Genomic DNA, 26,011 nt, shown 5'->3' on the forward strand with positions numbered 1-26,011 from the left:
TCAACTGCGTTGATATATCCGCGCCACTACACTCAGCTGAACGGCGGCCGACGATCGATCAGCCGGGAGGCGCGGCCGCCGCCGCGCCACAGCCGCGCCACCCAGTCGGCGTCCTCGTCGGTGACCAAGTTGGCCATCACCCGCACCGCGATCCGCATCAGGGTGGTGGAGCGCATCGCGATCGGCCCGGTCGCGGGCAGGAACCGCTGGAACGTCAGCAGCAGCGCCAGCCTGCGCGCCACCGAGAAGCCGCGGGCGTAGTGCTCGGTCAGCAGCGCCGGCCACAGCTGGGACAGGTCGCCCGAGTCCAGCACTTCGGCGGCCAGTCGCCCGGTCTCCAGGCCGTAGTCGATTCCCTCACCGTTGAGCGGGTTGACGCAGGCCGCGGCATCGCCGATCAGCATCCAGTTCGGCCCGGCCACCCCGGACACCGCGCCGCCCATCGGCAGCAATGCCGACGCGATCGCCCGCGGTGGGCCGTCGAAGCCCCACTCCTCCCGGCGCAGGTCGGTGTAGTAGGAGATCAGCGGCCGAAGTGCCAGGTCGGCCGGCCGCTTGGTGGTGGACAGCGCGCCCACGCCGATGTTCACCTCGCCGTTGCCCAGCGGGAAGATCCACCCGTAGCCAGGCAGCACCGCACCGTCCGGGGAGCGCAGCTCCAGGTGCGACGTCAGCCACGGGTCTGCACTGCGCTCGGTGGTCAGGTAGCCCCTGGCGGCGACGCCGTACACCGTGTCCTGATGCCAGCGCCGGCCCAGTTTGCGGCCCAGCGGCGACCGTGCCCCGTCGGCGACGATCAGCTGCCGGCACCGCACCTCGGTCCGGTCGGCCAGCGTCAACGACACCGCTCTTCGTGACGAATCATGATGCACTTCAACGGCTTTGGTGCCCAGCAGCATGCGTGCCCCGGACTCCTCGGCGACCTTGCGGATCCGGTCGTCGAGTTCGAGCCGGGCCACCGCGCTGCTGTGCGCCGGGAACGACGGGCCGGGCCAGCCAACCTCCACCTCGCCGCCGAAGCCGCTCATCCGCAGGCCCCGATGCTTGATCCGGCCGTCCAGCCAGTCGCCCAGCCCCAGCTGGCGCAGCTCGGCGACGGCCCGCGGCGTCAGCCCGTCCCCGCACGCTTTGTCCCGCGGGAAGCTGGCCGAGTCGACGACGAGCACGTCGCGGCCCGCGCGGGCGGCCCAGGCCGCCGCCGCCGACCCGGCCGGTCCCGCGCCCACGACGACGACGTCGGCCTGGCAGACTCTGCTGTTCACGCTCACCAGTATGTTGGTCGAATGAACACACCGGCGACCGTGGTGGCGGGCGTTGATCTGGGTGACGCCGAATTCGCGGCGACCGTGCGCGATGGTGTGGCCCGCGTCGAGAAGCTGATGGAAGCCGAGTTGCGCGGCTCCGACGAAGTGATGACCGAGTCGCTGCTGCATCTATTCAAGGCCGGCGGCAAACGGTTCCGGCCGCTGTTCACAATCCTGGCCGCGCAGACCGGGCCGAACCCGGAAAACGCCGAGGTCACCCTCGCCGGGGCGATCGTCGAACTCATCCACCTGGCGACGCTGTACCACGACGACGTGATGGACGAGGCCGAGGTGCGCCGCGGCGCGCCCAGCGCCAACGCCCGCTGGGGCAATAACGTGGCGATCCTGGCCGGCGACTACCTGTTGGCGACGTCGTCGCGGCTGGTGTCCCGGCTGGGTCCGGAAGCAGTCCGAATCGTCGCCGAGACGTTCGCCGAGCTGGTGACCGGGCAGATGCGGGAGACCCGCGGCACTCCCGAGGGCGCCGACCGCATCGAGCAGTACCTGAAGGTCGTGCACGAGAAGACGGGCAGCCTGATCGGCGCCGCGGGCCGGTTCGGCGCGATGTTCTCCGGCGCCGACGACGAGCAGGTGGAGCGGCTGAGTCGGCTCGGCGCCACCGTGGGCACCGCCTTCCAGATCGCCGACGACATCATCGACATCGACAGCGAATCCGACGAGTCGGGCAAGGTGCCGGGCACCGATCTGCGGGAGGGTGTGCGCACGCTGCCGATGCTCTACGCCCTACAGGAGACCGGGCCCGACGGGGCGCGGCTGCGCGAGCTGCTGGCCGGGCCCATTCACGACGACGCCGAGGTGGCCGAGGCGTTGACGCTGCTGCGGGCGTCGTCGGGGATGGCCAAGGCGAAGGAGACACTCGCGCAATACGCGGCCCAGGCCCACCATGAGGTGAGCCTGCTGCCCGAGGGGCTCGGCCGCCGGGCATTGCAGGCGTTGGTCGACTACACCGTCAGCCGGCACGGTTGACCTGCGGATCGTGCTCACCCGGAACCTTCCGGGGCGTTCCGGGCGTTGAATCCGCGGTAATCGACAAAGCTGAACGTGTTCGTAGGAGGACGCACCAATGACGTGGCATCCCCAGGTCAACAGGCTCAAGACGTTCCTGTTGTTGGTCGGCATGTCCGCGATGATCGTGTTCGTCGGCGCTCTGTTCGGCCGGACGACACTGATCCTGGCGACGGTGTTCGCCGTCGGGATGAACGTCTACACGTACTTCAACAGCGACAAGCTGGCGCTGCGCGCGATGCACGCCCAACCCGTCTCGGAGCTGCAGGCCCCGGTGATGTACCGCATTGTGCGCGAGCTCGCCACGTCGGCCCACCAGCCGATGCCGCGGCTCTACATCAGCGACACCAGCGCGCCCAACGCCTTCGCCACCGGTCGCAACCCCCGCAACGCCGCCGTCTGCTGCACCACGGGCATCCTGCAGATCCTCGACGAGCGTGAGCTGCGCGCGGTGCTCGGTCACGAGCTCTCCCACGTCTACAACCGCGACATCCTGATCTCCTGTGTGGCGGGTGCGCTGGCGTCGGTGATCACCGCGCTGGCCAACATGGCCATGTGGTTCGGCGCATTCGGCGGCAACCGCGAAGGCGGCGCCAACCCCTTTGCGATGCTGCTGGTTTCGCTGTTGGGGCCGGTCGCCGCGACGGTAATCCGGCTGGCGGTGTCTCGCTCGCGCGAGTACCAGGCCGACGAGTCCGGCGCGGTGCTGACCGGCGACCCGCTGGCCCTGGCGTCGGCGCTGCGCAAGATCTCCGGTGGGGTGCAGCTGGCGCCGTTGCCGCCGGAACCGCAACTGGCCAACCAGGCGCACCTGATGATCGCCAACCCGTTCCGCGCGGGTGAGCGGATCGGTTCGCTGTTCTCCACCCACCCGCCGATCGAGGACCGCATCCGCCGGTTGGAGGCGATGGCGCGTGGCGCCTAGGCAGCGGCGTCGGGCGCCTCGGTGGTCGTCAGCGACACCAGATGCCGGCGTGGCGGGTGGCCGCGCTCGAGCAGGCCGTCGATCCGGACTTCTCCGCCGGTTGCGTGGTGCCGCTGCTGCCAATCCGTAATCGCCTGGTGCGCAGCATGATCGAGGTAGCTGACGGCGATGTGCAGTGTCACCGTGGTGCGTTCGGGCACTGACGCCAGCACCCGGGTCAGCCGGGGCAGGCTCAGGAAGGTGCAGGCGCCTTCGACGATCACTCGCCATTCGTCGCCGTCGGCGATGGCGTCCACTTTGGCGCGCACCACCCGCCACCCGGTCATCGCGATGGCCAGTGCCAGCCCGATCATCACCCCGTGCAGCAGGTTGAGGAAGACCACGGCCACAATGGTCACCAGGTAGATCGCGAAATCGCCGGTTTTCACCGCGGTTTCGATGTGCGCCGGCTGCAGCAGCTGAATGCCGATCACGATCAGCAGCCCGGCCAGCGCGGCACTGGGGATCTGCTCGATCAAGCCCGCGAAGGGCAGGGCGAACAGCAGGATCCAGCAGCCGTGCAGGATTGTCGAGGCGCTGGTCTTGGCGCCGGCCTTGATGTTGGCTGCGCTACGCACGATTACGCCCGCGATGGGCAGGCCGCCGATAGCTCCGGAGACCAGATTGGAGGCGCCCTGGCCGATCAGCTCGCGGTCGAGGTTGGTGCGCGGGCCGTCGTGCATGCGGTCGGTGGCCACCGCCGTCAGCAAGCTCTGCACGCTGCAGATCAGCGTGACGGTGATGATCCCGATGACCACCGCTGTCCAGTTGCCGCGCGGTATCGCCGGCAGTGTCAGCGCGTCGATCACCGAGCCGTCCAGCGTGATTCGCGAGACGTGGAACGGGAACGCCACGGAGACAACGGTTACCACCACGATCGCGACCAGCGGTCCGGGGACGGCGGCCAGCTTGGCCGGCACCCAGCGCCAGGCGACCATGATGGCGATCACCATCAGGCCGAGGAAGAGTCCGGGGCGGTGCGCGCCGACGATCTGGGCGGGCAACTCCACGACATTGACCCACGCCGAGCTGTGCGACTCGCCGCCGAGCAGGACGTGGGTCTGCTGCAGTGCGATGGTGATCCCGATGCCGGCCAGCATCGCATGCACCACCACCGGCGAAATCGCAAGTGCCGCACGCGCTACCCGGCTGAGACCCAGCAGAATCTGCATCAGACCTGCGACGGCGGTGATGAAGCAGGTTACCCCCCAACCGAATTCGGCGATGAGGTCGGCAACGATGACGGTCAGGCCGGCGGCGGGACCGCTGACCTGTAGTGGTGACCCGCCCAGTGCCCCGCCGATGACCCCGCCGACGATCGCTGCGATCAGGCCGGCGAGCACCGGCGCGTCGGAGGCGATGGCAATGCCGAGTGACAGCGGTAGCGCGACCAGGAAGACCACCAGCGAGGACGGCAGGTCGTGGCGTAAGACCGATCGCCAACGCTCGCTTCGTGATTCGGCTGCATTCGCGTCGGCGAATGGTTCGAACTGTCGCATCGGAGGGCTCCCTCGGGGTCAAGCGGGGGACATTCCGACATCCCGCCCAGTATCACGGTCTCGTAACACATTGGCGCACAGGCGAATACGTGTCACCCGTAACGACGATGTTGTGGGCTGGACCGCCTGGCGACCACTTCCTGACGGTAGGTGGGTGGCCCGTTGCGGGCAACCAGACGCGCCAGGTGCATAGTGAACGCAAATTTTCTTTGTGAGCACCCAGGCATGGCCACCCATGGCGTGACGAAGGTCACAGGTAGGCGCTGCGGGTCAGAACCCCGACCCGTGCACCTCGTGCCCGGGTACCTCGGCGGCCAGCCCCTGGTAGGCCTGCTCGACGGTGGAGCCGTGGTTGATGACGGCATCGACCTCGCGCGCGATCGGCATGTTCAGCCCCAACTCGTTGGCGAATTCCATGATCACACTGGCGGCCTTGACGCCTTCGGCGACCTGGTTCATCGAGGCGATGATCTCGTCGATCGTCTTGCCGGCGCCCAGTTGTTCGCCGACGTGACGGTTGCGGCTGCGCTGGCTGGTACAGGTGACGATCAGATCGCCGAGGCCCGCCAGCCCGGGAAACGTTTCGGGGTCCCCGCCCATGGCCACGCCCAGCTTGGTCATCTCGCGCAGTGAACGGGCGATCACCAGGGCGCGGGTGTTCTCGCCGATGCCCAGCGAATACCCCATGCCGACGGCGATGGCGAACACGTTCTTCAGCGCCCCGGCCATCTCGACGCCCACCACGTCGTCGGTGGTGTAGACGCGGAAGCGCCGGGTGCGGAACAGGCCGGACAGCCGGGTCGCCAGATGCTGGTCGGGCATGGCCAGCACCGCGGCGGCGGCGTAGCCCTCGGCGACCTCGCGGGCGATGTTCGGCCCGGCCAGGATGCCCGCCGGATGCCCGGGCAGGATCTCCTCGATGATCTGCGACATCCGCATGTTGGTGCCCTGCTCGAGACCTTTGACCAGGGAGACCACCGGCACCCAGGGGCGCAGTTCCTTGCTCAGTTCGGTGAGTACACCGCGGAAGCCGTGCGAAGGCACACCCATGACCAGAACGTCGGCACAGTTCGCGGCTTCGGCGAAATCGGTGGTGGCGCGCAGGGATTCGCTGAGCACTACCTCGTCACCGAGATAGCGGCTGTTGCGATGGTTTTCGTTGATGTCCTTGGCGGTGTCCTCCGAACGCACCCACTGCAACGTCGGCCCGCGGCGCGCGCAAATGGACGCGACGGTGGTACCCCAGGACCCGCCACCGAGGACAACGACTTTGGGTTCGCGCTTGTCAGCTGGCATGTTTGTCACCCTATTGCGGTAACCGGGCATTTCCCAAGGATTCACCCGGGATACCTACGGCCACGAGGCGTGGGACTTCGTCCCCTTGCCGCGGTGTCCGCGGCGACGGATCGTAGGGGGTCGGAGCTTGATGGTGAGGAGGGGACGATGTCGGGACGACGCCGGGCGAAGACGCTCGCGCTGTTGGCGGCTGCCGCATGCCTGGCGCCGGCGGGGGCGCCTGCGATGGCGTCGGCCGACGGGGGCCGGCCTCAGTCCAACCCGGAGGAAAGGGCGGCCGCACTGATCCGGCCCGCCGTCATGGTGCTGGGTGCGCAGACGTATGGCCTGGTCAAGCTGCCCGACGGCAAGACGCTGTCCCTGTTCGGCGAAGGATCCAGTGCCCCCATCATCGCCACCTGGACGTGCACGGCCTTCGTTGTCAATCCCGACGGCTGGGTGGCCACCGCAGGCCACTGCGTGGATCCGGACACCGCCAGACGGCTGATAATCACCCGGGCGGCGACCGAATACCTGCGGCAGTTCCCCGACTCGCCGGTGGGGCACGACCCGCTGGTGGTGGCCGAATGGCTGTCGCGTGGCGCGACAATCGTCGGAAACGGGCCAGGGCAGAGTCCCACCGCCAGTCTCACCCTGATATACGGCACCGGGACGAAGGTCACCGACAAGGTGCCTGCCAACGTGGTGGATTTCCGGCCGTTGGGCAAGGGCGACGTCGCGCTGCTCAAGCTGGACAAGCACAACCTGCCGTCGTCCGAACTCGCCACCGACGCCGAAGTCAACATCGGTACTGCGGTGCTGGCGGTGGGCTACCCGGAAACCACCCAGCGGGTGACCGGTCGGACGCTGGACCCCACCAACAAGAGCGGCAAGGTCAGCAAGAAGTCCAGCATGGAATCCAGCCCGGTCTATGAAATCGACGCCGCGGTGGCCGAAGGCATGAGCGGGGGTCCGACTGTCGACCTGTCCGGCCGGGTGATCGGTGTCAACAGCTTCGGACCCGTCGGCGAACCGCAGGCCTTCAACTTCGTCGCCCCTGCCGACGGCCTCGCGTCGCTGATGGCGGCCAAGGCCGTCAAGTCCACGCTCGGGGCTGCCGACCAGTACTACCGCACGGGCCTCGCCCATTACTACGCGGGCCAGTACACCGACGCGATCAAAGATTTCGACCAGGCCCTGACGTTGTCGCCGGATTACCCCGGCCTGGTCGACCTCAAAGCCAGCGCGGCCAACCTGCGCCAGCAGTACGGCGATGTGTCGACGCTACGCGGCTCAAAACTGTTGTGGTACATCGTGGGTGCCGCGTTGTTGGTCCTGGTGGCCGGCGGTTTGGCGGCCAGGGTTTGGGCGCGCCGGCGCCGCGACGCCGGGCTGCACGAAGCCGGCGGACCCCGGCCGTTGGAACTCGTTGCTCCGCAGCGGCTTTCGCCGGGGGAGCCGCATTTCTGCGCGCATTGCGGAGCCCAGCACCACCACGCCGAGAAGTTCTGTCCGAACTGCGGCGAGAAGATTGTGCAGGGCGAATCCGCCTGACCGGGTCAGCCGGCCAGCGCCGCCCGATCCCCGGCCCGCCCGAACGCCATGGCTTCCTCGATGCGGTCGAACCGGTAGTCGATGGCGTCGGCGAAGTAGTTCTGCCGGACGTTCCAGGGCCGTTTGGTACCCGACTTGGGCAGCGCGTGCAGCGCGCGTCGCACGTAGCCGGCCTGGATGTCCCAGGCCGGCTTCTCCGCCATCTGCTGACCGCCCAGATGTGGACTGGCGTGGGTGTAGCCGTGCGCGGACATGTACTCGATCAGTTTGGCCGTCGCGCGGGCGGTCATGTCGGCGCGCAGCGTCCAGGACGCGTTGGTGTAGCCCACACACCAGAACAGGTTGGGTACGTCCTCGAGCATGTGCGCCTTGTAGACGAAGCGTTCGGTGGGATTGATCGGGGTGCCGTCGATACTCAGGCTGGCGCCGCCGAGGGCCTGCAGTTGCAGGCCGGTAGCCGTGACGATGATGTCGGCGTCGAGATGCTTGCCGGATTTCAGCGCGATCCCGGTGGCGTCGAAATGGTCGATGTGGTCGGTGACGACTTCGGCCTTGCCGTCGCTGATCGCCTGGTAGAGGTCGGCGTCGGGAATCAGGCACAGCCGCTGGTCCCACGGGTTGTAGTTGGGCTTGAAGTGCACGTCGACCGCGTAACCCTCGGGCAGGTTCTGGATCGCCTTGCGGCGCAGCAGCCACTTGACGTATCCCGGCGTCTTGCGGGACAGGAACCAGAGCACCGCTTCGGTCAACGCGCTGTAGAACCGGATCACCAGGTGAGCAGCCTTGCGCGGCAACAACTTCCGGCTGATCCAGGCGACCTTGCCGTATTTGGATGCCGAGATCATGTAGGTGGGGGAGCGCTGCAGCATGATCACCTTGCCCGCGCGGTCGGCCATCGAGGGAATCAGCGTCACCGCGGTGGCCCCGCTGCCGATCACCACCACTTGCTTGCCGGTGTAGTCGAGGTCCTCGGGCCAGTGCTGGGGGTGCACCACGGTGCCGCCGAAGTTCTCGATGCCGGGAAAGTCGGGCGTGTAGCCCTCGTCGTAGTTGTAGTAGCCGCTGCCGAAGAACAGGAACCGGCACCGGCACTGCTGGGTGGTGCCCTGATGTTCGAAAGTGACGGTCCAGGTGTCGGTTGCCGAATCCCAGTCGGCGCCGCGCACGTAGCTGTTGAATCGGATGTGCTGGTCGATGCCGTACTTACGGGCCGTGTCGGCCAGGTATTGGCGGATGTGGTCGCCGTCGGCGACGCCCTCCTCACGGGTCCACGGCTCGAACGGGAAGCTCAGCGTGAAGATGCTGCTGTCCGAGCGCACCCCGGGGTAGCGGAACAGGTCCCAGGTGCCGCCGATCTGCTCGCGGCGTTCCAGGATCGTGTAGCTGATCGACGGGTTGCGCTGCTTGATCCGGTACGCCGCGCCGATGCCGGAGATGCCGGCTCCGACGATCAGCACGTCGACATAATCGACTTCGGCGGGGGTGTGGGCGGCTTCGTGGGAAGTCAGGGTCATCGTCTGAGAACCTCACTCGATGTCGGGGACGCGTAATCCAGAGTAGGCACCCACCGGTTGGTTGGGCCAGGGACCTTCGACTCTGTCGCCTCCGACGGCCCCGGAAGCTAGCGGTAGTTGACGAACTGCAGCGCCACGTCGAGGTCGGCCTGCTTGAGCAACGCCTGGACGGCCTGCAGGTCGTCACGCTTCTTGCTGGTCACCCGGATCTCGTCGCCCTGGATCTGCGTCTTGACCGACTTGGGGCCCTCGTCGCGGATCAGCTTGGTGATCTTCTTGGCGTTCTCGCTGTCGATGCCCTGCTTGAGGGTGCCGTTGACCTTGTAGGTCTTGCCGGACGCCTGCGGCTCGCCGGCGTCGAAGGCCTTCATGGAGATGTCGCGGCGGATCAGCTTCTCCTTGAACACGTCGACGGCGGCCTTGACCCGCTCCTCGGTGGACGAGGTCAGCTCGATGCCCTCCTCGCCCTTCCACGCGATCTTGGTGTCGGTGCCGCGGAAGTCGAAGCGGGTGGACAGCTCCTTGGCCGCCTGGTTGAGCGCGTTGTCGACTTCCTGCCGGTCGACCTTGCTGACGATGTCGAATGATGAGTCCGCCATTGCGGTGTATCCCTCCTTCGGTACTGGCCGTTTGTGCTCTGTCTACCCGGTCGTTGTACCCTGCTAGGCGGCAGGTTGCCCGAGCGGCCAATGGGAGCGGACTGTAAATCCGTCGCGAAAGCTTCACAGGTTCGAATCCTGTACCTGCCACCACCAGGTCTGGCCATGTGTCTGCCTTGCGCAGCCGGTTTGCGCTGCACCGTCGTCCGCGGAGCGTCCGCAGTAGTAAGCCGGCCGGATCGCCGGTGATCTAACGGGCTGTCACGTCACCCACCGGGGTCATCGCCCGATCCGGTCCAAGTACGCGCGCCGGCCGACCGGGTCGTAGTGCCCGGGCGGCCGCCTCAGTGTCGCAAGGTGTTTGACGCGCTGCAGCAGCGGCTCCGGCGTCACTTCTTCGATTAGACCGAACGGTGCCAGCCAGCGCGGCACGGTGACCTCGTTGCGTGGGCGGCGGGCACTGTCGGCGATCGCTGCGGCGATATCGGCGGGCTGCCGGGTCGGTAACAGATCCAGGGAGACCCCTGAGGTCAGCTCGGTGTGCACGGCGGTCGGGAACACGGTCGTCAGTGTGACGTGCGTTCCCGCGATCTCGGCTCGCACCGCGCGGGACAGCGCGGCGACGGCGTACTTGGTGGCGCAGTACACCGACATCCCGGGAGTGGTCACTTTCGCCGCCATCGAAGCGACGTTGACGATGTGGCCGTGATCTCGCTCTAGCATGCCGGGCAGGAATTCGTGCATCCCATTGATCACCCCACCGAGGTTTACGGCGACCTCGCGGTGGTACAGCGACAGCTTCTGCTCGACGAACGGCCCCATGTACTGGATGCCGGCATTGTTGACCAGCATCGCGACGGGTCCGTCGGCGCCCGCCGCGGTGTGGAATGCGGCGACGCTGTCGGGATCGGTGACGTCCAGATGCACAGCGTGAGCGCCGATCCGCGCAGCGGTGCGCCGCGCTTCGTCGGCGTCGAGGTCACCGATCCATACCCGGGCACCACGGCGAACCAACTCCTCGGCGGTGGCGGCGCCGATGCCTCGTGCGCCACCGGTGACGCACGCGATCGCACCCGGTAGGCCGATCATGACGCGTCGGAAGTTTCGTCGCTGAACTCCCGCAGCGCGAAGTAGGCGATCAGCCGTACCTCGCCGTCGGGCATGGTGAGCAGCGCCCGACCCAGATACAGACCCGGCGTCAATTCGACGATCTCGTCGCGAGTGCGCTTGATGGGGAAGGTGCGCACACTCGGGTTGCGGTAGGCCGCAACGGAATAGTCCAGGGCGCGCACTGTGATGAACGGTGCGACCGCAGCCGTGCCGAGGTGGTGGTTGAAGTGAAAACCGTTGAGTTCCTTGCCGACACGGCGCAGGCCCCGGTAGCCCGGTGCAATGATCGGCATCACCCACTGGGCGATCGGTGCGAGCCGGTTGAATCCGGTGTCGCCGGCACGATCGAAAGTTTTGCCGCGCCAGGTCGGCTCGATCTTGAGCAGCGGGTTGGCCAGGTGTGCCTCGGGGATGCCGAACAGCTTGCCGACGATCAGGCCTTCCAGAGCACCGTCGATCTGTTCCGGTGCATCGCCGCGACCGAACAGTGCTGCGAGCTGGTCGTCTCGTCCGCGGTTGCCCAATTCCCTGAGGTAGTCCCAGCCCTGCCGTTGTGCCAGAAGCGGCGCAACGCGCGCGAGTTCACGAAGCTCGCGCAGCACGGATGTTCCGGCGTCGCCGGCCGTCGCCTCGGCAAGCGGAGGGACCTGGGGGGAGGTGCGCACGATTTTCCTTCCTATTTCTGGCACGATTTAGTACCAGAATGATCTGGTCCGGAACGGTGCCAGATGAGCCGGAGCGTTGTCAAGGGAGGTGGGACGACGAGAAAGTGCGACGATCGTCCGGTGCCCGATGCCACCTCCCGTCCGTACGCCGGCCAGTCGGCAGACGTCCGTCGGCGGGATCGCAGAGCCCGGCTGACCGCAGCCGCGCTTGACGTCTTGGCCAATGGCGACTGGCGAGCCATCACCGTTGACAAGTTGTGTACCGCAGCCGGGTTGAACAAGCGCTACTTCTACGAGAGCTTCTCCGACCTCGACGCGGTAGCCGCGGCGGTGGTGGACGACATTGCCGAGCAATTGCGCGTGGTCGCGCTGCAGGCCACCGCGTCCACTGTGACCGAGCCGCTGGCGGTGCAGGCAGTAGCGGCGGTCAGCGCACTGGTGAACACGCTGGCCGATGATCCGCGACGCGCGAAGGTGCTGCTGGGAGCGGTGGCCTTATCGCCCGCACTGCAGCGTCACCGCGAGGACATCATGAGCGGCCTGACGGGGGTGCTCGTCGAATATGCCCGTACCGTGCACGATGTCGAACTCGAACGCGATCCGTTGGCTCAGGTGGCGCCCGCGTTCATCATCGGCGGCACCGCCGATGCGATCCTGGCGTTCGTAGAAGGCCGGGCCAGAGTCACCAAAGACGAACTGGTCCAGAGCATCGCGACGCTATGGCTGATCACGGGTAACGGCGCTGCGCAGGTGGCGCAGTCCCGACGGGAGTCCTAGAGGGACGCATCCACGATCGGCAGCGTGAACCCCGCTCGGCGGGCCGGGCATTGAGGTCGCCGAGGGGATGTCCGTCCGGCCGTTCCACCAGACTGCGTGTCCTTGACCGTTGTCGTCACTTGCCCTTCAATCTCTGGTGCAGGATTCGGACCATGCATCGCAACGGATCCGTCATTCTGCGCACGTCTCTCGGCTCTGATGGGTGCGGTGACGAAAGCTTCAGAGGTATTCGAAGCAGTAATCGGAAACCGGTGCGCGACGGCAGAATCGGCGCGTGCCCGTCATGGTCTGCGGCCGGTAGAACAGCGCCTCTCCCTGAGAATTGATGAAGTAGGTTCTGGAGTTCGACTTGCGGTTCTGTTCCAGGTCGAAGTAGAGCCGCACGGCTTTGCCGCGACGCGCGATGTCTTGGTTCCAACGATCGAAGGCCGCGCGCGTCACCGAGGTGACGGCGGCGTTTCGTGACTTGGCTTCGGTGATGATCCGAACGACGTGAGTGGCGATCGCGTCGACCCACTGGAACCACGCGATACCTTGATACCCGAGGGCGCCAACCAGATCCCAACGATTGGGCAGCTCCGGACGCGCACTTCCGTTGTACGACCGTATTCCGTTGCGCCGGTACTCGTCGGCGAGGTCGAAGCCGTGGCGGCCAATGATGGTGCCGGGGCGGTAGCTCTCCGGGTCGATGAACAGGTCGTAACCGGTGGCTGTGACCAGTAGGTCGGCGGGATACTCGGTGCCGTCCACGGTGCGAACACCGTGGGCGGTCACACGGTCGATCGCAGTGGTAACCAGGTGTGTGGTCGGATGGTTGAACGCCCGCACGTACGCAGTGCAGATCACCGGGCGTTTGGCCTGCAGGCCGGACTTTGGCACCAGCGCTTTGCGAGTTGCCTTGTCTCGCAAAGCTACCAGCAACCAGAACCGGAAGAGGAGCCGATAGAAGCTGTCGTACACCGACATAGCGTTGCGGGTGAACGACTCCGGCAGCCGGGGCATGATGTGGAACAGCGGGACATATTGGGAGTCCATCGCATAGTCGCCGACAGCGACGATGGCACGCAGGACGCCCGGTATGCGCAGCATCTTGTTCAGCCAGCGGGGCATGGTGAAGTTGATCTTGGGCAGCACCCACGTCGCGGTGCGCTGAAAGACGTGCAGCGAAGCGACCTTGCCCGAGATCGCGCCAGCGATCTGGGCGCCGCTGGAGCCGGTGCCGATAATCGCGACGTTCTTATCCGTCAGGTCATACTCGTCGTCCCAGGCGTTGGGCCGCAGCACGGTTCCTTCGAAATCGTCCAGGCCCTCGAGGTCCGTCGACGCCTTGGCGTTGAGATACCCGCCCACCGCATTGATCACATACCGCGAACGCAGCGTCTCGCCGCTGCGCAGACGCAAAGTCCAGGTGCCGGACTGATCATCCCAGATTTGTTGCACCACCTCGGATTCGGTGCGTATGAGCGGCGTCAAACCTAACTCATCGACGGTCCGGGTCAGGTAGTGGTACACCTCCACTCCCGGAGCGAAGAATTTCGACCAGTTCGGGTTGGGCGCGAAGGAAAACTGGTACCACAGCGACGGTATATCGACTTCCAGGCCAGGGTAGTGGTTGTCGCGCCAAGTGCCGCCAATGTTCGACGCGCGCTCGAGGATCAGTAGGTCAGTGATTCCCTTGCTGCGCAGGTGATAGGCCGCCGTGATGCCGCCCAGTCCAGCGCCAATGATCAAGACCTCGGCGTCGAGTTTGCCCTCGCCGTCGGCGATAGTCACGCGCGGGCTCCGTCAGGGCCGGTGAGATCGGGACCTGACAGCGGCGTCTTCGCCGCAGAACGACGCGAAATCCCAGCCATAGTTACCTCCGCCGGTCCGTGTGCGTCAGGGGGTCGTGCCCGGATTGCTCCGATGCCAGCCTTACCATACATAATTACGATAGTGTATGGTATGAGTGATGTCGAGGCCCCAGGCTTCTACCGCCTCGGCCCGCACTCAGTACTGAGTTCCCAGGCGATCGAGTATCGTGCAACACCGCCGGGGGTCACTCCAGCACCGAAACTACAACCTGCGCAGGGTTTCCCGTAGGCCGATGCGGACGTAACTCGCAATCGTGTTTTGTCCTGACGAGCGCGGCAGCCGATCTCTTTCCTCAGGGCGACGTCAGCGCGCATTTTTCAGACCCCGAACCATACGTCTTATCGCCAGCGTATGGCCACGAGCTGCGATCCGGCCGCATCGGACGCCAACTCTCGCGACTGCGACCTTAGATAAAAGGCTGTGCGGGAACATATCTCGCTTTGCGGGTGGCGGCCGTCCGACGCCCACTTGTTATGGGCATACAGATCTGTCATAGTGTGTGTCTGGGTCAGTTGGATCGCCCGGAGTGAAGGACTAACGATGTCGGCCAGCCTGCTCGTTTTCAACAGTCCGCTACGTCTCGGCTGGAAAAACAACGCGGCGGAAGCGTTGAATCTGGGGCTGTTCGCGGTATTCGCCTGGTATTCGATCGTCCAGTTCCGTCGCAATAACCGTGTCTACGCGTTTGTCATGGTGACCGCGCTGATCTACGGGGTATCGCTAGAGCTGATGGGGATGGCGACGGTCAATCTGTATACCCAGGGGCCGTTCACGGTGATGTTGAACTTCCCGGTCATCCCGCTCTTCGAGGGCACCACAGCAATGCCGCTTTACGTCAGCATCTACTACCCGGTGATTTTCATGACGGGCTTCAAAGTGCTCGAGGGGCTGGGTATTGCCACGCGATGGAGGGCCGCCGTTGCGGGCGGCCTTTTCCTGATCTGCCAGGAGGCGCCCTTTGTCATACAGGGCGGACTCACCGACGTTCGATGGTTCACATGGCGTCACGATCCGATGTTGCAGTTCTTCATGGGTTGGCCGCTGGTGGACATGTATTGGCAAATCACTTGGGGCACAGTGTTTTTCTATCTTGTGCTGAGAGCGCGCGCCAACATCGACGGTGCGGCGACAGCGCAGCGGTGGTCGACGGGAAGGGCGCTGGGGCTATGGGCTCCGGTAGTGGCCGCCGCTGTCATCGTTGTGGGGTGCATACTCTTCGCGCCGATCATCCTCGCAAAGGTCACGATCGGGCGGCACTGGCCGGTGCTGGCGGTGTTGGTGGCTGGTTATCTGGTCGTGACGGTGACGGCGTTGCGCGCCGCGCAACCCCCGTCGCGGCGCATCCAGGGCGTGACCCTCGGCGTCGTTGTCGCCTATGTCGGAACGTTCGCGGCAATGGTCATTGCCAACGCGGTACATGAGGAGGGGATCACCGCCTACATGGTCGTGCAGACCCTCGGATTGATCGGTGTCACCGCCCTGGCAACCTTCCCGTTGTGGTCCCGGCAGGACTCCGAGGCTGGCGACTCGGTCGGGGTGAAAGCGCAAGGCGCGCAGCACTCGAGCTGAGTGCGTGTCGAAATGCGGCTCCGACGCCGTGGCGTCAACCCTGTGCAGTCGAGCCGGTTAACGTCTTTGACCGCAAGAACTTTCACTGCTGTGGACCGGCATCGGATTGGTGAATGCTTTGCCGCGCACCTAAGAATCCGGTGTTCGCCGTCACCGCACAGAGCGCGGGCCTGTTCGGCGGGGAGCAGCCGTCGGGTTGAGCGAGTTTATGGTCTGGGCGAGTCGCGGATAGATCAGCGCGGGTCCCAGTGTCCGGGTGAGGAAACCACGAAGGGCCGATGGACTGCGCGGCGGGTCACCGCGGTCCATGCAAAACGATTGCAACAGGCGCAGGGTGAACTCGCAAAGCTCGTCGAGTGCGGCGTCGTCAAAGCCATGGGCCTCCCAGTCGACGTCGTACCGATCGAGCATTGCCCGGCCAAAAGCCGTGCTGGTGTCGGACGTGATCGAGTGTGCGAATCCCCCCATTTTGGGGGTCGTGAGCATGGCGACGATCGGATCGTCATCTGCGAGCTCTTCGATCGCGAATGCGACTCCCTCCACGATCGCACTCAGTGGAGTGGTGCGACCCTGCAGATGTCGGGTCAGCTTGTCGAGGAAACCATCTCCCGACCGCATCGCAGTCGCCACCTGCAGGGCCCGGGTACTGGGAAAGTAGCGATACACCGTTTGCCTGGTAACGCCGATGGCACGCGCCACGTCGGCGATCCGCATCGCGTTTCCGCGCTCGGCGATGATCTCATCGGCGGCATCAAGAATCCGGTTGATTGCTTCCTGCTCGGAGGTCGGTGTATTGCCCGACCACCCATGACTGCGCACCAAGATTAACCTCATCAGGCGAGAAGTTAGTGGCCGGATTCTATCGGCCCTGTCATCACATGATGTGGCCAGCCGGTGGTCGCCGTTAAGTCGCGGCTACTGTCCTGGTGAGTTTGCTATGCAGATGCCAAGCCAACCACGTGTTACGACAGCTGCGGCAGCACCTCCGTCGCGAACAGCTCAAGCTGCGCCAAGTCGCTCATGTCGAGCAGCTGCGCGTACACCCGCTGCACGCCCAACTCGCCCCACGGGCCCAGCTTGTCGACGATCTCGCTGGGCGTGCCGACCAGCGGGCTGTTGGACCGCATCTCGTCGACCTCCCGGCCGATCACCGCGGCGCGCCGGGCGATCTCGGCCTCGTCGCGCCCGGTGCAGAGCACGAATGCGCACGAGTAGACCATCGAGCCGGCCGCCCGCCCGGCGGCGGCGACCGCATCGGCCACCCGCCCGAACTGGGTTCGCACCACGTCCATCGGCGCAAAGGGCACGTTGAATTCGGCCGCGTACTGCGCGGCCAGCGCCGGAGTCCGTTTGGCGCCGGTGCCGCCGATCACGATCGGCGGATGCGGGGCTTGCACCGGTTTTGGCAGCGCCGGTGAGTCAACGATGGTGTAGTGCTCACCGGTGTAGTCGAACGTCTCACCCGCCGGCGTGGTCCACAGGCCGGTGACGACCGCGAGCTGCTCGGTGAGCCGGTCGAACCGTTCCCGCACCGGGGGAAAGGGTATCCCGTAGGCTCGGTGCTCAGCTTCGAACCAGCCACTGCCCAAACCGAATTCGACTCGGCCGCCACTCATTTCGTCGACTTGGGCCACCGCGATCGCCAACGGCCCCGGGTATCGGAACGTCGCCGACGTCACCAGCGTGCCCAACCGGATCGTCGACGTCTCGCGGGCGATCGCGCCGAGCGTCACCCACGAATCGGTCGGGCCCGGCAGGCCGTCGCCGCTCATCGCCGAGTAGTGATCGGACCGGAAGAAAGCCGCAAAACCGAGTTGCTCGGACGTTTGGGCGACGGCCAGCTGGTCGGCGTAGCTGGCTCCTTGCTGGGGTTCGACGAAGGTGCGGAATTCCATTGGTCCCACTGTAATCGGCTGCGCCGCAACGGTATGAATTCAGGGGGTACGGGTGTTCTTGGGCTCGAGATCGGTGAACTTGACGCTGACGCGCTGGAAGCGTTTGACCCGTTCGGCTTTCGCCTTGCGCGTGTAGGTCTTTCGGTCAGCGGTCGTGAGGTCGGCGTCCTCGGTGAACGGAGTGAGCAACGAGCGCGGATGCAGCTTCTCCACCAGGACCACGTTGATCTCGGCGCACAGCACCAGCGTCGAAGACACCAGAAACAGGAATGCGAGCAACCCCAGCACCAACGCGAAGACGCTGTTGGTCGCGCTGGCCGACTTCACCACATGCCCGATATAGCCGGCGCCGAACCACTGCAGAACCTGCCAGACGAAAGCAGCGGTGACGGCTCCCGGCAGCACCTCGCGGTAGCTGAGGTCGCGCACGGTGGTGACGCGGAACGCCACCAGACAGATCAACGCGTTGATGCCCACCGCGATCAGGGCGACACCGATCCGGCCGAAACCGCCCAGCGACCCGGCGGCCTGGCCGATCGCCGAGACCAGGGTGGCCGTGATCGCGGCCGTGCCGAGCACCAACAGCAACAGCAAACTGTGCTTACGTGACCGGATCGGATCGCGACGGGTGTGTTTGGGCACCGCCCATACCGAATCCATGGCATTCTGCACCGCCTGACCCACGTTCAGACCGCCGTAGAGCGCGCCCAGAACACCGACCAGTACTGCGACCGTCCCGCCGCTGAGATGTTCGGGTTGGTGCAACTGGCTGCCGATGACGGGAAATTGGCTCAGCGTGCTGTCGAGCACCCGCGCCTTCAGGTCGGGCCGGCCCGCCAGCACCACGCCGAGGCCGGTGGTCAGCAACAGCAGCATCGGGAACAGCGCCACGAACGCGTAATACGTGATCAGGGCGGCAAGGTAACCGCCCTGGTCGTCGATGTACTTATAGACGACGGCCACCACCGCACCCAGCGCTCGGTTGCGTTGCTGCAGCCTGTCCAGCCAACCGACCATCGCCGATCACTTCGTTTCCGCGGACGCCATCCCTTTTGCAGGGCTAACGGGGGGCTACCCTCGTTCGTCGCGCGTCAATCGCCGAGCTGCTCACACCGTCGCGCGGTCGCGGCCGTCCCAGTACGGCTTGCGCAGATCCTTCTTCATGATCTTGCCCGTCGGGTTGCGTGGTAACTCGTCGGCGAAGTCGACGGACTTGGGACACTTGTAGGCGGCCAGCCGTTCGCGGGCGAACGCGATGATCTCCTCCTCGGTGGCCTCACCCTCAAGGGAGACAACGGCTTTCACCACCTCACCCCACCTGTCGTCGGGGACCCCGATGATCGCGACCTCGGCCACCGCCGGGTGTTCGGCCAGCACCTGCTCCACCTCGATCGAGTAGATGTTCTCCCCGCCCGAGATGATCATGTCCTTGAGCCGATCCTCGACGAAGATGTAGCCGCCCTCGTCGACGCGCCCGATGTCGCCGGTCCGGAACCAGCCGTCCTCGGTGACCGCCTCGGCCGTCGCCTCCGGCTTGTTGTGGTAACCCTTCATCAATTGTGGTGTGCGGAACCATAATTCACCCTGCTCACCGGCGGGTACGTCTTCGAGCGTGAACGGGTCGACCACTCGCACCTCCGCGTTGGGCACCAGCGTGCCCGCGCTGCCGAGCCGTTCCGGGTTGTCTTGCGCGCGGTGCGCATCCGGCAGCAGGTGGCTGATCACGCCACACACTTCGGTCAGTCCGTAGGCCTGGATGAAGTCGGTGTTCGGCCACGCCTCCAGCGCGGCTCGCAGCAACGGCAGCGGCATCGGCGACGCGCCGTAGGAATACGTCTTGAGCGCCCCGAACAGTTTTACGGCGTCCTCGCCGGACTCGAGCACCTTCGCCAGCACGGCAGGCACCAGGAATGTTCGGTTGGCGCCCTTGAGGATTGCGCCGGCCAGCGTCATGCCGTCGACGTCGCGCGTCATCACGCTGGCCACGCCGTCGTGAATGCCGAACTGCACATAGGACGATCCGCCGACATGGAACAGCGGCATCGACACCATGCTCTTGTCGCCGGGGTCGAACTCGAAGCCCTCGTGCGCGTTGATCGTGTGCGCGATGATGTTCGCCTGCGTCAGCATCACGCCTTTGGGGCGGCCGGTGGTGCCCGAGGAGTACATGATGATGCACACGTCATCGGGTTCGACGTCTTCGGACCGGCCGACTGGAGTGGCTCCGGCCAGCAGCGCCTCGTATTCGTCGCCGTCGCCGCCTTCCGGTGTCACCTCGATGATGTGTTCCACCTTGGTGAGATCACCGCGGATCTTGTCGATGCTCGGCTTGAACTCCGAGCCGACGATGAGCACCTTGGCTCCCGAATCGTTGAGGACATAGTCGAGTTCGTCGGCGGCCAGCCTGAAATTGATGATGGCGTTGGCCGCCCCCAGCGACGCGGCGGCGATGGTCAGCTCGACACACGCCGGGTGGTTCTTGTCCAGAAACGCCACCACGTCGCCGCGCTTCACGCCGAACTCGGTCAACGCACCCGCCAGCCGGCGGACCCTGTCGTTCCACTGCGCCCAGGTCCAATTCCGGTCCAGGTAGTCCATCGCCTCCTCGTCGGGCTTGGTGGCGGCCCAGTGGGCCAGGCGTTCGTCGAGGAAACGGGGATCGGCTAGGTCAGACATGGGATGAGCCTTTCATCAGTGAATGCGGGCGCTGCCACCGAGGCCGACTTCCAGCACACTGCCGGTGATGACCCCGCGGTCGGTGACCAGGTACACCACCGCGCGGCTGACATCTTCGGGCTCGATCCAGGGCTGCGGAATCGGGTTAGCCTTCATCATCCGGCGCACCAGTTCGTCGGGGACGTCGTCGCCGCCCTCGGGCTGGACCATCGGCGTCCGGGTCGTGGTCGGACACACGACGTTGATGGTGATGCCCTCCTTGGCGACCTCCAGCGCAGCGGACTTGGCCAACCCGATGACACCCCATTTGGTGGCGTTGTAGGCCGCCAGTTCGGGAATGCCCATCCGCCCGCCCATCGAGGAGGTCACCACGATCCGACCGAACCGCTGGCGGCGCATCACCGGGATGGCGGCACGCAATGTGTGGAAGACACCGGTCAGGTTGGTGTCGAGCAGCTGCTGCCAGATGGTGTCGCTGACCTGGTCCAACGGCCCGGTACTGACGACGCCGGCGTTGGCTACCACGATGTCGAGGCTGCCCAGATCGGTCACCGTCTGCTCCACGGCCGTGCCCACCTGCGCCGCGTCGCGCACGTCGACGGTCAACGGCACGCAGCGCCGACCCAGTTCTTCGACCAGTTTGGTGGTCACGCGCAGATCGTCCTCGGTGCCCAGCGGGTAGGTCAGGTCCTGCATCGGCCGTGGCGCATCGGCGACGACGATATCGGCGCCCTCGGCTGCCAGCGCCAGTGCATGGGTGCGGCCCTGCCCGCGCGCCCCTCCGGTGATCAACGCGACCCGTCCATCCAACGCACCCATAACCCGTCAGGTTAGCAGTAGCGCCTGGTCACGAAAACACTTGCAGCGCGCGCTGTTTAGCACCGCCGAACGACTACGGCAGCGGCCCAGCTAGAACCAGGGCCCGGGGTAGTGGCCGTCGGTGTCGCGGGCCAGCAGGATCTCCCGGCAGTCGCCCTTCTGCTCCGGTGCGGTCTCGCCGCGACAGACCAGCGTCCAGTCGGTGATCCGGCCGAACGGCCGGTCGGTCCAGTTGGTCGCCACCGGATTGGTGGCGGGCAGGGCAAGCACCGAGAAGCTGCCGTCTGATTTGGTGATGTAGAGATGGCCGCCGAAGAACGCCAGTTTGGTGATCGGCTGCTTCTTGGCATCGTCGCGGCTGACCAGCAGATCCCAGTGCTGGGTACGCAGATTCCACACGCCGTAGCCGAATTGCGAAGTGTCCGAACCGCGTCCGTCGACGAAGAGGTTTCCGTCGGACAAGGTCGCGGCCAGGCTGCCACCGGAGATCCGGTCGGTGTCACCGAGTTTGAGGACGGAGCGCGAGGCCAGGTCGAAGAACATGGTGGACGTCACCGATGGACTCTCCGAATCCCGGTGTGTGATCTGCACGAATCTGTCTGGTCCGTCCGACAATTCGCTGTCCACGCTGATAACGCCGTTGTCTTGGAAGACGGGTTCGCCGGTGGGTAAACGCAATTCGGCACCCAGCGCATTGCCGACCTGGGTGCTGGGCAGGGGGCTGGGCTCGGTGCTGCGCTGGAACGCGAGAATGTCCTGCCAGATGCGTCCGGGCTGTGCGTCGTCCCACAGTGTCGACAGATCGGTGTTGGACAGGACTACCGTTTTCGGTTGCGTCGCCGCTCCGCCCGCGTCGGTGTAGGGGTGTAGCCATGCCACGCCGGTGGTGGTGGGGGCCAGTCGCCATTCCTTGGGCGCGGCGAGTCTGAGGTCTGCGGGCGGTTGCAGTTCTCTGGTCGCCAGCGGCTGGCTCGACTTCAGGTCGACCACGTAGGCCGTGGTTTTGGTGACTTGAGGCTGCGGTCCTTCAGCGGGCTTGAGCGTGTTGACCAGGTAGACGACTTTCATGTCGGTGACATTGTTCGACAATGCGCAGATGGCGCCCGTGACGGTTTCGCCGGGGGCGATCGCAGGGATGGCGGGCATTATCAAATCCGCGGTGTTGGGGTCCAGGACTTTGGGCCGGATATCGTCGAGTGCGGATTTGCTGGCTGTGAAGTCGGTGGGGCAGCCGAAGTAGACGGTTCCGCCGTAGGTTTTCCAATCTTTGGCCAACGGGCTGATGTGCGGGGGAGGCGGCGCGACCGAGTTGGCCGCGGGTGTCGACGTCGGGATTTTGGTGCTGCCGGGCTGCGCGTCGGGCGGTTTCACGGTCGCCGAGGTGGCGCAGGACGCGCAGGTCAGGGCGGCGACCACCGCAGCCAGCGCACCCGCGCGTCTGGACGCGAACAGCCTGTTCGGCACACTCATCAGCGTTCCCCCCGCTAAGTCCTGTGTGTTCTGAGCCTAAAGCGGGCGCCAGGTTACGGCGAATCGAGCAAATTCGCGGGTTTTGCCTCGGTGTTCTCCGAGTTTGCACGGATGTTTTGCCGTCGAGGCTGCGCACATGCTGGCTAGCATGAGCGCAGATACGGTGAATTGGAGCGACCTGGGCGTGAACGAGCTGCCGACCGGAACGGTGACGCTGCTGCTCGCCGACATCGAGGGGTCGACCCGACTGTGGGAAACCCAGCCCGAGCAGATGGCGTCCGCCGTCGCGCGGTTGGATCGCACGCTGGGTGATCTCGTCACCACCCACCACGGCGTGCGCCCGATCGAACAGGGCGAGGGTGACAGCTTCGTGATCGCCTTCAGTCGCGCCGCCGACGCGGTGGCCTGTGCGGTCGATCTGCAGCGGGCCCCGTTGCAACCGATCCGGTTGCGTATCGGCATGCATACCGGCGACGTCCAGCTGCGCGATCCGGTGAGCGGGGATGCGAACTACGTCGGGCCGGCGATCAACCGGGCCGGCCGGCTGCGTGATCTGGCGCACGGGGGACAGACGGTGCTGTCCAGCGCGACCGAGGCGATGGTCCTCGACAACCTGCCCGCGCAGGCGTGGCTCACCGATCTGGGCACCTATCGGCTTCGCGATCTGCCGCGCCCGGAGCAAGTTCTGCAGCTGTGCCACCCGGAGCTCGGTAACGAGTTCCCGCCCTTACGTACACCGAAAACTGGTGCAGTACATAATCTTCCAGCGCAGCTGACCAGCTTCATCGGGCGCGGTGAACAACTGGCCGAGATACGGCGCATGTTGGGCACCAGCCGGCTGGTGACGTTGACGGGTGCCGGCGGCGTAGGGAAAACCCGGCTGGCCATCGAGGTCGCCGGTGGGTTGGCCACCGAGCCGACGGGTGCGCTGTGGTTCGTCGACCTGGCGCCGATCGCCGATTCCGACATCGTGGCGATCGCCGCGGCGCGGGCGCTGGGCCTGCCCGACCAGCCGGGCCGCTCCACCACGGAGACGCTGGTGGGCTTCATCGGGGACCGTCAGATGCTGATCGTGCTGGACAACTGCGAGCACCTGTTGGACGCGACGGCGGCGCTGGTGGGGGCGCTGCTCAGCGCGTGCGCGGGGCTGCGGTTGCTGGTGACCAGCCGGGAGCCGATCGGCGTGGCAGGCGAGGCGATCTGGCGGGTGCCGTCGCTGTCGCTGAACGACGAGGCGGTCGACCTGTTCGTCGACCGGGCTCGACTGGTCCGGCCCGAGTTCCGCCTCGCCGACCAGCGCGACGTGGTCTGCGACATCTGCAGTCGGCTGGACGGGATGCCGCTGGCCATCGAACTGGCGGCCGCGCGGGTGCGCGCGCTGTCCGTGGACGAGATCCGCGACAGCCTGCACGACCGTTTCCGGCTGTTGACCGGCACCACTCGCGCCGCGGTGCGGCGTCAGCAGACGCTGCGGGCTTCGGTCGACTGGTCGCACGCGTTGTTGACCGAATCGGAACGGGTGCTGTTCCGGCGACTGGCGGCGTTCGTCGGCGGCTTCGATCTGGCAGCGGTGCGTGCCGTTGCCGGGGGTAGCGAGGTCGAGCGTTACCAGGTGCTCGACCAGCTCACCTTGCTGGTGGACAAGTCGCTGGTAGTTGCCGAAAGCCCTAGTGGTGCAACGCGATACCGGATGTTGGAGACGGTGCGCCAGTACGCGCTGGAGAAGCTCGGTGAGTCGGGCGAAGGTGACGACGTACGAGCGCGTCACCGTGACCACTATCTGGAAGTCGCGGCGTCGCTGGAAAACGGGGCGGCCGATCAACAGCAGATCGACCGGGTGGCTGTCGAGATCGATAATCTGCGTGCGGTTCTCGCCTGGAGCGTGGACCAGGGTGACAGCGACAGCGCCTTGCGGTTGGCGTCGGCGCTGGTGCCGCTGTGGTTGATCAGCGGGCGGGTACGCGAGGCGCTGATGGCGTGGTTCGATGCGGCGCTGGGCCAAAATGAAGGCGCCGCAGCAACATCCGCGGTTCGCGCTCGTGCCCTCGCCGACCGCGCCCTGCTGCACACCTGGGCGATCGGGGTGGACAGCGCGACGTGGGCCGAACAAGCCGTGACGATGGCTCGCGAAATCGGCGACCCGGCGCTGCTTGCCCGTGCGCTCACGGCCTGCGGGGTGATGACCGCCTATGGTGGCCAAGACGGCCGGCAGTATTTCGACGAGGCGTTCGGTTTGGCCCGCCCGCTGGGCGACAAGTGGCTGATTGTCCAGCTGTTGGGGTGGCAAACGAACTTGGCTTTCATGAACGGTGACGTTCCGGCCGCTCGCAAGTTCGGAGAAGAAGGGGAGCAGCTGGCGGAGGTCGTCGGTGATCGCTTCACCCGCCGACAGTGTTGCAACTGGCTGGGCTGGGCTCGAACTGTCAGCGGAGATCTCGCGGGCGCGATCGACCAGCTGCGGGGCGTCGAAGCGGACGCGGAGGCGGCCGGCGACGGTATGTGGTGGACGGTGAGCAGGCACATGCTCGGATTAGCCCATGCGTACCGAGGCGACCTCGAGACCGCTCTGGGCATCTTCGACGAAAGTATGCCGATCCTTGCCGAGATGGGTGACCTTTGGCTCGGTAACGGCAACGGTGTGCACGCCGCGGCGATGCTGGCGGCGGGGGAGGTGCTCGAGGCGGACCGGCTGAGTGAATTGTGCCGCCAGCAGTTGAACGCTAACCCGATACACCAGTGGATGCACACCTATCTACGGGCCGAAGTCGCGCTGGCTCAGGGCGACCCGGCCGGGGCGCACCGGTGGGCTGATGAGTCGGTCTCGGTGTCCTCCGGCTGGTACCGGGTGTTGGCGCTTGAGGCCCGCACCCGGGTGGCGATCGCGCGGGGGGAATACGAGCAGGCCGAGCGCGATGCCCACGAGGCGTTGTCGCTGGCGGCGAATCTGGGCGCGTTGCTCGGAATTCCGGATATCTTCGAGCTGCTGGCGATACTCGCCGGCCAGGCCGAGCGGCGTGCTGAAGCGTGCCGGCTGTTCGGCGCCGCTGCCGCGCTCCGGCAGCGGATGGGCGCGGTCCGGTTCAAGGTGCACGACGCCGCGCCCGACGATGCGGTCGCTCGGTTACGGGATGCCTTCGGCGACAACGAATTCGACGTCGCATACGCCGAGGGCGCCGCGATGTCCACCGAGGATTCGATCGCTTATGCGCAACGGGGCCGCGGGGAGCGGCGCCGTCCGTCCGCCGGTTGGGCGTCGCTCACCCCGACCGAGTGCGCCGTCGTCGGCCTGGTCAGCGAGGGACTGGGGAACAAAGCAATCGCCGCAAGGCTTTTCGTCTCGCTGCGGACGGTGGAGAGCCACCTCACCCATGTGTATACGAAGCTCGGATTGTCATCCCGGGTCCAGCTGGTGCAGGAGGCCGCTCGCCATTCGTGATAGAC

The 26,011-nt window shown here is 65.9% G+C and carries 20 protein-coding genes and 1 tRNA gene; 7 read left to right on the plus strand and 14 right to left on the minus strand.

Going from position 1 to position 26,011, the window contains the following annotated elements; all coding sequences use genetic code 11:
• Positions 1-32 precede the first annotated feature (32 nt).
• Positions 33-1,262, minus strand: coding sequence for a menaquinone reductase (menJ, locus tag MKCMC460_RS05810; RefSeq protein ID WP_236980969.1), 1,230 nt, complete (start codon positions 1,260-1,262; stop codon positions 33-35).
• Positions 1,263-1,283: 21 nt separating this feature from the next.
• Here menJ and grcC1 point away from each other — a divergent pair, with 21 nt between their 5' ends.
• A complete protein-coding gene (gene grcC1, locus MKCMC460_RS05815; protein ID WP_236980971.1) occupies positions 1,284-2,291 on the plus strand; it encodes a nonaprenyl/(2E,6E)-farnesyl/geranylgeranyl diphosphat synthase in 1,008 nt (335 codons plus the stop codon).
• A 97-nt stretch (positions 2,292-2,388) separates the two neighbouring features.
• On the plus strand, positions 2,389-3,255 hold the full coding sequence (htpX, locus tag MKCMC460_RS05820) for a zinc metalloprotease HtpX (protein ID WP_236980973.1): 867 nt from the start codon (positions 2,389-2,391) through the stop codon (positions 3,253-3,255).
• On the opposite strand, the gene MKCMC460_RS05825 is transcribed toward htpX, so the two are convergent.
• Together MKCMC460_RS05825 and MKCMC460_RS05830 are read right to left on the minus strand one after the other, a co-directional pair.
• Positions 3,252-4,793, minus strand: coding sequence for a SulP family inorganic anion transporter (locus MKCMC460_RS05825; protein ID WP_238305389.1), 1,542 nt, complete (start codon positions 4,791-4,793; stop codon positions 3,252-3,254). The genes htpX and MKCMC460_RS05825 overlap by 4 nt on opposite strands.
• 270 nt (positions 4,794-5,063) lie before the next feature.
• A complete protein-coding gene (locus MKCMC460_RS05830) occupies positions 5,064-6,089 on the minus strand; it encodes an NAD(P)H-dependent glycerol-3-phosphate dehydrogenase (RefSeq protein WP_236980975.1) in 1,026 nt (341 codons plus the stop codon).
• Positions 6,090-6,236: 147 nt separating this feature from the next.
• Between MKCMC460_RS05830 and MKCMC460_RS05835 the strand changes: the two genes are divergently transcribed.
• Complete coding sequence (locus MKCMC460_RS05835) at positions 6,237-7,622, plus strand: trypsin-like peptidase domain-containing protein (RefSeq protein WP_236980977.1); 1,386 nt, start codon at positions 6,237-6,239, stop codon at positions 7,620-7,622.
• 5 nt (positions 7,623-7,627) lie between these two features.
• On the opposite strand, the gene MKCMC460_RS05840 is transcribed toward MKCMC460_RS05835, so the two are convergent.
• The gene (locus tag MKCMC460_RS05840) at positions 7,628-9,136 is read right to left on the minus strand and encodes an NAD(P)/FAD-dependent oxidoreductase (RefSeq protein WP_236980979.1); all 1,509 of its coding nucleotides are present in this window, start codon (positions 9,134-9,136) and stop codon (positions 7,628-7,630) included.
• 107 nt (positions 9,137-9,243) lie between these two features.
• Positions 9,244-9,735, minus strand: coding sequence for a YajQ family cyclic di-GMP-binding protein (locus tag MKCMC460_RS05845; RefSeq protein WP_236980981.1), 492 nt, complete (start codon positions 9,733-9,735; stop codon positions 9,244-9,246).
• 69 nt (positions 9,736-9,804) lie between these two features.
• Here MKCMC460_RS05845 and MKCMC460_RS05850 point away from each other — a divergent pair.
• Positions 9,805-9,888, plus strand: a tRNA-Tyr gene (locus tag MKCMC460_RS05850).
• Between the two features lie 126 nt (positions 9,889-10,014).
• On the opposite strand, the gene MKCMC460_RS05855 is transcribed toward MKCMC460_RS05850, so the two are convergent.
• Both MKCMC460_RS05855 and MKCMC460_RS05860 read right to left on the minus strand, forming a co-directional pair.
• Positions 10,015-10,824, minus strand: a complete 810-nt coding sequence (locus tag MKCMC460_RS05855) for an SDR family NAD(P)-dependent oxidoreductase (RefSeq protein ID WP_236980983.1) — start codon at positions 10,822-10,824, stop codon at positions 10,015-10,017.
• The gene (locus MKCMC460_RS05860; RefSeq protein ID WP_236980985.1) at positions 10,821-11,510 is read right to left on the minus strand and encodes a hypothetical protein; all 690 of its coding nucleotides are present in this window, start codon (positions 11,508-11,510) and stop codon (positions 10,821-10,823) included. Before MKCMC460_RS05860 ends, MKCMC460_RS05855 begins: the two co-directional genes overlap by 4 nt.
• A 120-nt stretch (positions 11,511-11,630) precedes the next feature.
• Between MKCMC460_RS05860 and MKCMC460_RS05865 the strand changes: the two genes are divergently transcribed.
• A complete protein-coding gene (locus MKCMC460_RS05865; RefSeq protein ID WP_236980987.1) occupies positions 11,631-12,287 on the plus strand; it encodes a TetR/AcrR family transcriptional regulator in 657 nt (218 codons plus the stop codon).
• Positions 12,288-12,506: 219 nt separating this feature from the next.
• On the opposite strand, the gene MKCMC460_RS05870 is transcribed toward MKCMC460_RS05865, so the two are convergent.
• Complete coding sequence (locus MKCMC460_RS05870; RefSeq protein WP_236980989.1) at positions 12,507-14,060, minus strand: NAD(P)/FAD-dependent oxidoreductase; 1,554 nt, start codon at positions 14,058-14,060, stop codon at positions 12,507-12,509.
• Between the two features lie 621 nt (positions 14,061-14,681).
• On the opposite strand from MKCMC460_RS05870, the gene MKCMC460_RS05875 reads away from it, so the two are divergent.
• A complete protein-coding gene (locus MKCMC460_RS05875) occupies positions 14,682-15,710 on the plus strand; it encodes a hypothetical protein (protein WP_236980991.1) in 1,029 nt (342 codons plus the stop codon).
• Positions 15,711-15,860: 150 nt separating this feature from the next.
• On the opposite strand, the gene MKCMC460_RS05880 is transcribed toward MKCMC460_RS05875, so the two are convergent.
• The 6 genes from MKCMC460_RS05880 to MKCMC460_RS05905 all read right to left on the minus strand — a co-directional run bounded on the left by MKCMC460_RS05880 (position 15,861) and on the right by MKCMC460_RS05905 (position 22,570).
• Positions 15,861-16,529 (minus strand): TetR/AcrR family transcriptional regulator, encoded by a 669-nt coding sequence (locus MKCMC460_RS05880; RefSeq protein ID WP_236983803.1) that lies wholly within the window; start codon positions 16,527-16,529, stop codon positions 15,861-15,863.
• A gap of 143 nt (positions 16,530-16,672) precedes the next feature.
• Positions 16,673-17,605 carry an LLM class F420-dependent oxidoreductase gene (locus MKCMC460_RS05885; RefSeq protein WP_238305390.1) on the minus strand — a complete coding sequence of 311 codons (933 nt, stop codon included), beginning with the start codon at positions 17,603-17,605 and terminating at the stop codon, positions 16,673-16,675.
• A gap of 39 nt (positions 17,606-17,644) precedes the next feature.
• Positions 17,645-18,622 (minus strand): YihY/virulence factor BrkB family protein, encoded by a 978-nt coding sequence (locus MKCMC460_RS05890; protein ID WP_236980995.1) that lies wholly within the window; start codon positions 18,620-18,622, stop codon positions 17,645-17,647.
• Between the two features lie 90 nt (positions 18,623-18,712).
• Entirely contained in the window at positions 18,713-20,281 is a 1,569-nt protein-coding gene (locus MKCMC460_RS05895; protein WP_236980997.1) for a long-chain-fatty-acid--CoA ligase, read from the minus strand.
• Between the two features lie 15 nt (positions 20,282-20,296).
• Positions 20,297-21,100, minus strand: a complete 804-nt coding sequence (locus tag MKCMC460_RS05900) for a mycofactocin-coupled SDR family oxidoreductase (RefSeq protein ID WP_236980999.1) — start codon at positions 21,098-21,100, stop codon at positions 20,297-20,299.
• 90 nt (positions 21,101-21,190) lie between these two features.
• Positions 21,191-22,570 carry a hypothetical protein gene (locus MKCMC460_RS05905; protein ID WP_236981001.1) on the minus strand — a complete coding sequence of 460 codons (1,380 nt, stop codon included), beginning with the start codon at positions 22,568-22,570 and terminating at the stop codon, positions 21,191-21,193.
• A gap of 148 nt (positions 22,571-22,718) precedes the next feature.
• On the opposite strand from MKCMC460_RS05905, the gene MKCMC460_RS05910 reads away from it, so the two are divergent.
• On the plus strand, positions 22,719-26,006 hold the full coding sequence (locus MKCMC460_RS05910) for a LuxR C-terminal-related transcriptional regulator (RefSeq protein ID WP_238305391.1): 3,288 nt from the start codon (positions 22,719-22,721) through the stop codon (positions 26,004-26,006).
• Positions 26,007-26,011: the final 5 nt, after the last annotated feature.

This window comes from Mycobacterium sp. 20KCMC460 (assembly GCF_022179425.1).
GTDB lineage: Bacteria > Actinomycetota > Actinomycetes > Mycobacteriales > Mycobacteriaceae > Mycobacterium > Mycobacterium kiyosense.

What these genes read in the sequence shown, in the direction of transcription:
- MKCMC460_RS05890 (WP_236980995.1), bottom strand. Translation starts at nt 18,622, where the DNA reads ATGGTCGGTTGGCTGGACAGGCTGCAGCAACGCAACCGAGCGCTGGGT.
- MKCMC460_RS05830 (WP_236980975.1), bottom strand. Translation starts at nt 6,089, where the DNA reads ATGCCAGCTGACAAGCGCGAACCCAAAGTCGTTGTCCTCGGTGGCGGG.
- MKCMC460_RS05910 (WP_238305391.1), top strand. Translation starts at nt 22,719, where the DNA reads ATGAGCGCAGATACGGTGAATTGGAGCGACCTGGGCGTGAACGAGCTG.
- MKCMC460_RS05845 (WP_236980981.1), bottom strand. Translation starts at nt 9,735, where the DNA reads ATGGCGGACTCATCATTCGACATCGTCAGCAAGGTCGACCGGCAGGAA.
- MKCMC460_RS05840 (WP_236980979.1), bottom strand. Translation starts at nt 9,136, where the DNA reads ATGACCCTGACTTCCCACGAAGCCGCCCACACCCCCGCCGAAGTCGAT.
- MKCMC460_RS05895 (WP_236980997.1), bottom strand. Translation starts at nt 20,281, where the DNA reads ATGTCTGACCTAGCCGATCCCCGTTTCCTCGACGAACGCCTGGCCCAC.
- MKCMC460_RS05875 (WP_236980991.1), top strand. Translation starts at nt 14,682, where the DNA reads ATGTCGGCCAGCCTGCTCGTTTTCAACAGTCCGCTACGTCTCGGCTGG.
- MKCMC460_RS05835 (WP_236980977.1), top strand. Translation starts at nt 6,237, where the DNA reads ATGTCGGGACGACGCCGGGCGAAGACGCTCGCGCTGTTGGCGGCTGCC.
- MKCMC460_RS05885 (WP_238305390.1), bottom strand. Translation starts at nt 17,605, where the DNA reads ATGGAATTCCGCACCTTCGTCGAACCCCAGCAAGGAGCCAGCTACGCC.
- MKCMC460_RS05825 (WP_238305389.1), bottom strand. Translation starts at nt 4,793, where the DNA reads ATGCGACAGTTCGAACCATTCGCCGACGCGAATGCAGCCGAATCACGA.
- MKCMC460_RS05900 (WP_236980999.1), bottom strand. Translation starts at nt 21,100, where the DNA reads ATGGGTGCGTTGGATGGACGGGTCGCGTTGATCACCGGAGGGGCGCGC.
- MKCMC460_RS05855 (WP_236980983.1), bottom strand. Translation starts at nt 10,824, where the DNA reads ATGATCGGCCTACCGGGTGCGATCGCGTGCGTCACCGGTGGCGCACGA.
- htpX (WP_236980973.1), top strand. Translation starts at nt 2,389, where the DNA reads ATGACGTGGCATCCCCAGGTCAACAGGCTCAAGACGTTCCTGTTGTTG.
- MKCMC460_RS05905 (WP_236981001.1), bottom strand. Translation starts at nt 22,570, where the DNA reads ATGAGTGTGCCGAACAGGCTGTTCGCGTCCAGACGCGCGGGTGCGCTG.
- grcC1 (WP_236980971.1), top strand. Translation starts at nt 1,284, where the DNA reads ATGAACACACCGGCGACCGTGGTGGCGGGCGTTGATCTGGGTGACGCC.